Here is a 6,910-nt window from a genome sequence, read left to right as displayed (position 1 = left end):
CGGGAGAGGGGTATAAGGGCCAGGGACGCAGGTAGTTCGGGCCGCTGGTGTAGTGCTTGTTGATGTCGGCGGCGCCGGAGCGCTCCTTGGTGAGCAGGGTGCCCGCGGTGACCATGGCCTTGACCGGCAGCCGCCCGGCGTCGAGGACGTGCGCGCGCAGGACGGCGCCGGGTTCGCCGGGTGCGGTGCCGAGCCGTTCGGCGGCCTCGGCCAGCCGGTCCCGTACGAGCCGCAGCAGCCGGTCGAGGGGCGCGCGGCCGTGGCGGGCGAGCCCGAACGCGTAGGCGCCCGCGCACAGATGGACGGTGATGGTGGTGAAGAGGTCGGCGACGGGGCCGTCGCCGTCACCGGCGATACGGGTGTCGTCGAACGCGGCGAGGGCGGACGCCGCCGCGTCCGGGCCGAGTGCCCGGCGGAGCCGCGTGGCGTTGATCCGCGGCCCGTCGTTGTCCTTGAGGAGCAGCCGTACACGGGCCGGGGCGTGTCCCGCGGGCGGATCGAGCACCAGGGAGATGTTCTGCTGGTGCGACTCCAGCGCGATCCCGTACGCGAACAGCGTGGTCTGCCAGTCAAACAGCAGGGTGAGGACGGCGTCGAGGAACGCGACGGGGTCGCCCGCGTGGCAGGCGCCGGCGAGGTGGTCGAGCAGCAGGCGGCCGTCGGGCGCCCGGCTGAGCAGCGCGGCCATCGGTACGACGGGGGAGCCGTCGAGCCCGGCCGGGTGGCGGCGGCTGAGGACGGCGAGGAGTTCGTGCCCGGCGTGCGCGTAGCAGGTCTCGTCGGCGAGGAGCACGGTGTGCCGGAAGCGGGGTTCGCGCCGGATGACGGTCTCCAGCAGGCGCTGGCACGCCGCCCCGTCGGCCAGGGTGCCCGGCTTGACGGTGCGGGAGTTGCGCAGCCCGAGGGTGGCGGTGGGCAGCGGCAGTTTGAGGTGGTGGCGGGGGTCGGCCGCGAGGGCGACCGTACGCATGGACAGCGTCGGTACGACCGTGAGGTGCGAGGCCTCGACCGGTGCCACCCCCGCGTCGAGTCCGGTGGCGCGCAGCGCGTCCCGCAGCCGGGCGTCCGGGGTCAGGGGGTGGACGGGGACGGCGAGGTGGCTGGAGTCGGCGCCGGGCAGGCCGACTTGCGCGGGCGTGGGCCAGCCTGGCGGCAGGTTGGCGAGGCGCCGTACGGTGAGCGCGCTCCGGGGCAGGGCCAGCCAGCGGAGGGCGAAGCGGGGGTGGAACTCGGGTGCGCAGGCGCGCAGTTGCGCGGGGGTGAGCCCGAGGCGGCCGCGCGCGGCCGGGTAGACGGGGTGGTCGAGGTGGGCGGCGAGCGTGTCGTACGCCAGGGCGCCGGTGAGCCCGGCCCAGCGGGCCGGGTCGTCGCCGTAACGGGCGGTGAGCCGGTCCGCGACCTCGGGCCAGGCCGCTGTGTGCAGCCGCATCGTGGCCAGGGTCTGCCGGCACTCTTCGGTGAACGCGTCGAAGCCCGCCCGGTCGGCGGGGTCCGCGTACGCCGCCAGCGCGGCCAGGACAGCGCCGGGTGCGGTGAGTTCGGCGCCGTCCGGCTCCCGTACGAGCAGCGGCAGCCGGGCGGCGTACGCGCACTGGAAGCCGTCCGGGGCGACCGGCAGCAGCAGGGCGGCCCCGGAGCCGGGCCCGTACGCGAGGCGCAGCCAGCGGCCGTCCGGGCGGTCGACCGGTGTGCTCCGGGTGCGCAGCCCCGCCACGTCCTCGCGCAGCAGCGCGCTGAGCACGCGCAGCACCAGCGCGGCCTGGTCGGCGTCGGCCGCCTCGGTGGCGGCCGCCCGAGTGGCGCGCGGCGCGGTCACGGGGTGATCTCCCAGCGCTGCGCGGCCAGGAAGCCGTCCACGGCCCGGTCCACGCTCGCCTGGTCCGGGCCGATGGCGCGGGCGACGCCGAGGAAGTCGCGGTTGGTGCGGTGCAGTTCGCGCCGTTCGCCGACCTCGCGCAGCGGGCGGTACGTCAGCTCGACGCCGTCCGCGCTCAGGTCGGCAGGGCCGGGGGCGGCGGTGAGCGTCCCGGCCCGCTCGGCGCAGGGGTACGCGAGCCGGGCCCGGCGGTCCGTACGCGCGCCGAGGTCGGCGGGCAGCGGCTCCCCCAGGTGCACGCGGAGGATGTGCGCGAACAGCGGGATGCCGAGGAGCCGTGCGAGCAGCAGGTCGCACTGGTCGCCGATGGCGCGGTAGTTGACCTCGACGATCCGGGCCCGCCCCGCGTGCACGGTGAACTCGGTGTGGCAGGCGCCCAGTCCGACGCCGAGCGCGTCCAGCCGGGCGAGCACCTGCGCGACGACGGGCTCGGGCGGGGCGGGCACGTACGCCATCCGCTCCTCGACGAAGTACGGCGGTGCGGACAGCTCGGTGCGGAAGCCGCCCAGGACGTGCCGTACGCGTCCGTCGCCCAGCGTCTCCAGCGTGTGCAGCTCGCCGGGCAGGTACTCCTCCACGACCAGCGCCGCGCTCGGCCGCCGCGCGCGTATCTCCGCGCAGCGGCGGGCCAGTTCGGCGGGCGAGGTGGCGAGGAAGACGTCCTCGCTGGCGACGCCTTCGCGCGGCTTGACGACGCACGGGTACGGCACCGGGAGCGCGGTGAGCTCCGCCGGGCCGCCGTCGGCGGGGAGTTCGGCGGACCACAGCGTGTCGAGCCCGGAGGCGGCGAGGCGGCGGCGCATCTCCGCCTTGTCCTTGGTGCGCAGGGCGGCCTGCCAGCTCTTGGCGGGGAGCCCGAAGTAGCCGGCGGCCAGGGCCACCTGGGTCTGCAGGTGGTCGCTGTTGGTGAAGACGGCGTCCGGGCGGTGGTGTGCGGAGATGCGGCTGATGACGGCGCGGAAGTCGCGTACGTCGCAGGCGAGGACCTCGTACTCCGCGGCGCCCGGGCGGCCGGCGGCGTCCTGGTGCGCCTCGGGCCGGTCGGTGAGGACGGTCACCCGGAGGCCGAGTTCACGGGCGGCGGGGAGGAAGCCTTCCGTGACCGAGTCGGTGGGGTTGAGGGCAAGCAGGTATAACCGCACGGATGCTGACACTCCCGGGGCGCATGTGACTGCCGTGGCGTGGCTAAAGTGAGCCTTACCTTACTATGTGGATCACGTGCCGGTGAGCGAGGAGTGACGATGATCGAGGTTCGGCAGCCCCCGGGAGTGGCGACTGCCGCGAACGCCCCCAGCCTGCTCGCCGCGGGGTACCGCGGCCTCACCGCCGTCTGCGAGTCACTGCAGGTGGGCATCGCGGCGCAGGACGCGCCGACGGCGCCGGGCCAGGTGACCGCCGCCGAACTCGTGGACGACCCGGACCTGACGGCCGCCTTCGTCGGCGGCGAGGCCGAGCGCCTCCTTCACCGCCACGGGCGTCCGGTGCGCCGCGACGTCGCCGCGTCCCGCGCGCTGCACGCGTACGCCTGGAACGTCTCCCTGCTGATGAGCGGCGCCTGGTACCGGGAGCACCGGGTGCCGCGCGTACGGCCGCAGGACGTACGGGTATCCCTGGCGACCGGGGCGCTGGAGGTCACCGTGTCCGGCGCGTTCGCCTGCCTCCCCGATGACCCCGCGCGCGAACTCCCGGGCGTACGGGTGCTCCCGCACGAGGAGGCGCTCCACGCGGAGCTGCGGGCCGCGGTCGCCGACCACGTACGGCCGCTGCTCGCCGCCGTCGGCCCGCACATCCGCCGCGGCCCCCGCGCGCTGTGGGGCATGATCGGCGACGACCTGGTCTCCGGCGTCTGGTACCTCGGCCGCGTCCTCGGTGAGGAGGAACGCGCGCTGGCGCGGGCGGAGGCGCTGCTGCCCACCGCCCTCCCGCCGTTCCCCGACGGCGCCGGCTTCCGCCGCCTCGCGGCGGCCGGCGGGCGGTCGTACCCGACCCGCACCCGCTCCGGCTGCTGCCTCTACTACACGATCGAGCCCGCCGACGCCTGCCTCACCTGCCCCCGCACCTGCGACGCCGAACGGCTGCGCCGCCTGACGGACGAGGACGCGTCCTGACGGTCGACGACGCGTGCCGACGGACGAGGGCCCGGGGCGCGTGACGCCGCCGGGGTGGTACCGGCGCGGGCGGTGCGACTGCCGTCGTCTGCGGCGCCCGCGCCGGGCAGGGGGTGCGGCCCGCGCCGGGCAGGGGTCAGGCCCGTACGCCGGCCTCGTGTTCGGCGACCGTCCACGCGCGGGCCTGATCGCTGAGGGTGATGCCGAGCCCGGGCCGTGCGGAGAGCCGCATACGGCCGTCCGCGATCTCGAGGCGCTCGTTGAACAGCGGCTCCAGCCAGTCGAAGTGCTCCACCCAGGGCTCCAGCGGATAGGCCGCGGCGAGATGGAGGTGGATCTCCATGGCGAAGTGCGGGGCCAGCTCCAGCTGGTGGTGCTCCGCGAGCGCGGCCAGCTTGAGGAACTGCGTGATGCCCCCGATCCGCGGCGCGTCCGGCTGGATGACGTCGGCGGCGCCGTGGCGGATCAGCTCGGTGTGCTCCGCGACGCTCGCCAGCATCTCCCCGGTGGCGACCGGGGTGTCCAGGGAGGCCGCGAGCGCGGCGTGGCCCCGCGCGTCGTACGCGTCGAGGGGCTCCTCGATCCACACCAGCCCGTACGGCTCCAGGGCGCGGCCCATCCGCCGGGCGGTGGGCCGGTCCCACTGCTGGTTGGCGTCGACCATGAGGGGGACGCCGTCGCCGATGTGTTCGCGTACGGCGGCGACCCGCGCGAGGTCGTGACGGCCGTCCGGATGCCCCACCTTGATCTTGATGCCGCCGATGCCGCCGGCCAGGGCCGCGGCGGCGTTCTCCAGGAGCTCCTCGGTGGGCGTGTGCAGGAAGCCGCCCGAGGTGTTGTAACAGCGCACCGAGTCGCGGTGCGCGCCCAGGAGTTTGGCCAGCGGCAGCCCGGCCCGCCTGGCCTTCAGATCCCACAGCGCGATGTCGTACGCGGCGACGGCCTGGGTCGCGAGGCCGCTGCGGCCCACCGAGGCGCCGGCCCACACGAGCTTGGTCCAGATCCTGCCGATGTCGCTGGGGTCCTCGCCCAGCAGGCAGTCGGCGATCTCGCGGGCGTGCGCGAACTGGCCGGGGCCGCCCGCCCGCTTGGAGTAGCTGAAGCCGATGCCCTCCAGGCCCTGCTCGGTGCCGATCTCCACGAAGAGGAAGGCCACTTCGGTCATGGGTTTCTGCCGGCCGGTGAGGACCTTCGCGTCGCTGACCGGCGCGGCCAGCGGCAGCGTGACCGAGGAGAGCCGCAGCCGGTCGATGCGGTCGAGGGTGGCTTCGCCGGTGTGCGAGGTGCCCGTGCCCGCCGCGCCCGTGCCCGCCGTGCCGGTGTGCGTGGTGCCCGCCGTGTCGGTGTGCGTGCCGTCAGTGTGCGTCGTGCTCACCCCTTCATGTCCCCGGGTTCCGGCCGTACGCCGCCCGCGAGCGGCACACCGAGCCGCAGGTCGTCGATGAGGACCGGCTGCCCGGACAGCATCGACTCGTTCGCGGCCGCGCCCACGGCCACGGCACGTATGCCGTCCAGATAGCCGGCGGCGCGGCCGAGTGGATCCGTACCCACGCGCAGGTCGCGGCGGAACACGTCCTTCAGCAGGATGGCGTCGCCGCCGCCGTGGCCGCCGATGCCGTCGGGGACGGCGACTTCCTCGGCGCGCCGCCAGTGCCGCTGCACGACGAGGCGGTGTCCGGCGGGCCGTACGGGATCGCCGCCGGGGCCGCCTCCGGCGGCGGAGGGGTCCAGCCCGGGGTCTCCGTCGTCGTCGAGGTGCCCGCGTTCGACGACGAGGAGTTCGGCGCGGCCGTGCGTGCCGTTGACGGAGACCTGGTAGCCCTCCCAGGGGCTGTGGGCGTTCAGGGAGTAGGTGAGGGTGGCGCCGCCGGCGTAGTCGACGAGGACGGACATGTTGTCCTCGATGGTGATGCCGGGGGCGAACGGGTCCTGGTCGCGCCGGTATCCGTCGTGCCGCTCGGCCTGGAGGTAGAGCGCGTCCAGCCGCGGGTCGTCCCGCAGGTCGAGGCAGAACGGATCACCCCCGGCCCCGGCCCCGGTGCCGCGCGCGGGGCGCGGGCCCATGCCGCGGGCGGCGGCGTTGGCGTCACCGTAGAACCGCAGGCCGCCGGAGGCGTAGACGCGGGTGGGGACGTCGTTCAGCCACCAGTTGACGAGGTCGAAGTGGTGGCTGGCCTTGTGCACGAGGAGGCCGCCGGAGTTGGCCTTCTCGCGGTGCCAGCGGCGGAAGTAGTCGGCGCCGTGCCGGGTGTCCAGCACCCACTCGAAGTGGATGCCCGTCACCTCGCCGACGGCGCCGTCGGCGATGACCCGGCGCAGCGTCGAATTCCGCGGGGCGTAGCGGTAGTTGAACGTCATGACGACATCGCGGCCGGTCTCCGCGACGGCCCGGGTGATGCGCCTGCATCCGGCGGCGTCGGTGGCGAGGGGCTTCTCCACGACGACGTCGGCACCGGCGCGCAGGGCCCGGTCGATGAGCTCCGCGTGGGTGCGGTCGACGCTGGTGACGATCACCGTGTCGACGGACTGCTCGCCGATCATGCGCTCGAGGCTGTCAGGGGCGTAACGGGGCAGCCGCGCGGGGGCGTTGGCGCCGAGGGCGTGGCCGACCTGCGCGTCGTAGTGGTCGATGCGTACGGGGTTGGGGTCCAGCCAGGCGACGAGCTCCGCGACGTCGGCGTGCTCGCCGGTGACGGCGGCGACGTACATCCCGGCGCGGTGCCCGGTGCCGGCGACCGCGTAGCGGCGCCGCGGCCGGCCGGCGGGCGGCGGCGCGAACTCGGGCACGACGCCGGGGCCGGGGGCGGTGCTCGCGGCGGGCAGCGGGGCCGTCGGATTCTGGTCGATCGGGCTGTGCGCGGTCACGAGTTCCTTGGCCTCCGGTCGGGCGACTGCGGGCACGAGCGAGAAACCGCTTGCCACGCAA

General features: G+C 75.2%; 5 protein-coding genes. 1 reads left to right on the top strand and 4 read right to left on the bottom strand.

The genetic code is table 11. The features are described from left to right. Both DVA86_RS31380 and DVA86_RS31375 read right to left on the bottom strand, forming a co-directional pair. Positions 1-1,816, bottom strand: a 1,816-nt coding sequence (locus tag DVA86_RS31380; RefSeq protein WP_208883389.1) for an IucA/IucC family protein, incomplete at its 3' end; no start/stop codon positions are given. Continuing rightward, positions 1,813-3,018: an ATP-grasp domain-containing protein gene (locus DVA86_RS31375; protein ID WP_208883387.1), complete on the bottom strand. Its 1,206-nt coding sequence runs from the start codon at positions 3,016-3,018 to the stop codon at positions 1,813-1,815. The genes DVA86_RS31380 and DVA86_RS31375, both read right to left, overlap by 4 nt. A gap of 99 nt (positions 3,019-3,117) precedes the next feature. On the opposite strand from DVA86_RS31375, the gene DVA86_RS31370 reads away from it, so the two are divergent. Further along, positions 3,118-3,984 carry a (2Fe-2S)-binding protein gene (locus DVA86_RS31370; RefSeq protein WP_208883386.1) on the top strand — a complete coding sequence of 289 codons (867 nt, stop codon included), beginning with the start codon at positions 3,118-3,120 and terminating at the stop codon, positions 3,982-3,984. A 136-nt stretch (positions 3,985-4,120) separates the two neighbouring features. On the opposite strand, the gene DVA86_RS31365 is transcribed toward DVA86_RS31370, so the two are convergent. Continuing rightward, the gene (locus DVA86_RS31365) at positions 4,121-5,236 is read right to left on the bottom strand and encodes an L-talarate/galactarate dehydratase (RefSeq protein WP_245997797.1); all 1,116 of its coding nucleotides are present in this window, start codon (positions 5,234-5,236) and stop codon (positions 4,121-4,123) included. Positions 5,237-5,355: 119 nt separating this feature from the next. Next, positions 5,356-6,849: a Gfo/Idh/MocA family protein gene (locus DVA86_RS31360; RefSeq protein ID WP_245997401.1), complete on the bottom strand. Its 1,494-nt coding sequence runs from the start codon at positions 6,847-6,849 to the stop codon at positions 5,356-5,358. Positions 6,850-6,910: the final 61 nt, after the last annotated feature.

Source organism: Streptomyces armeniacus, from assembly GCF_003355155.1.
Classification (GTDB): Bacteria; Actinomycetota; Actinomycetes; order Streptomycetales; family Streptomycetaceae; genus Streptomyces; species Streptomyces armeniacus.
This window is presented reverse-complemented; position numbering and strand designations above follow the sequence as displayed.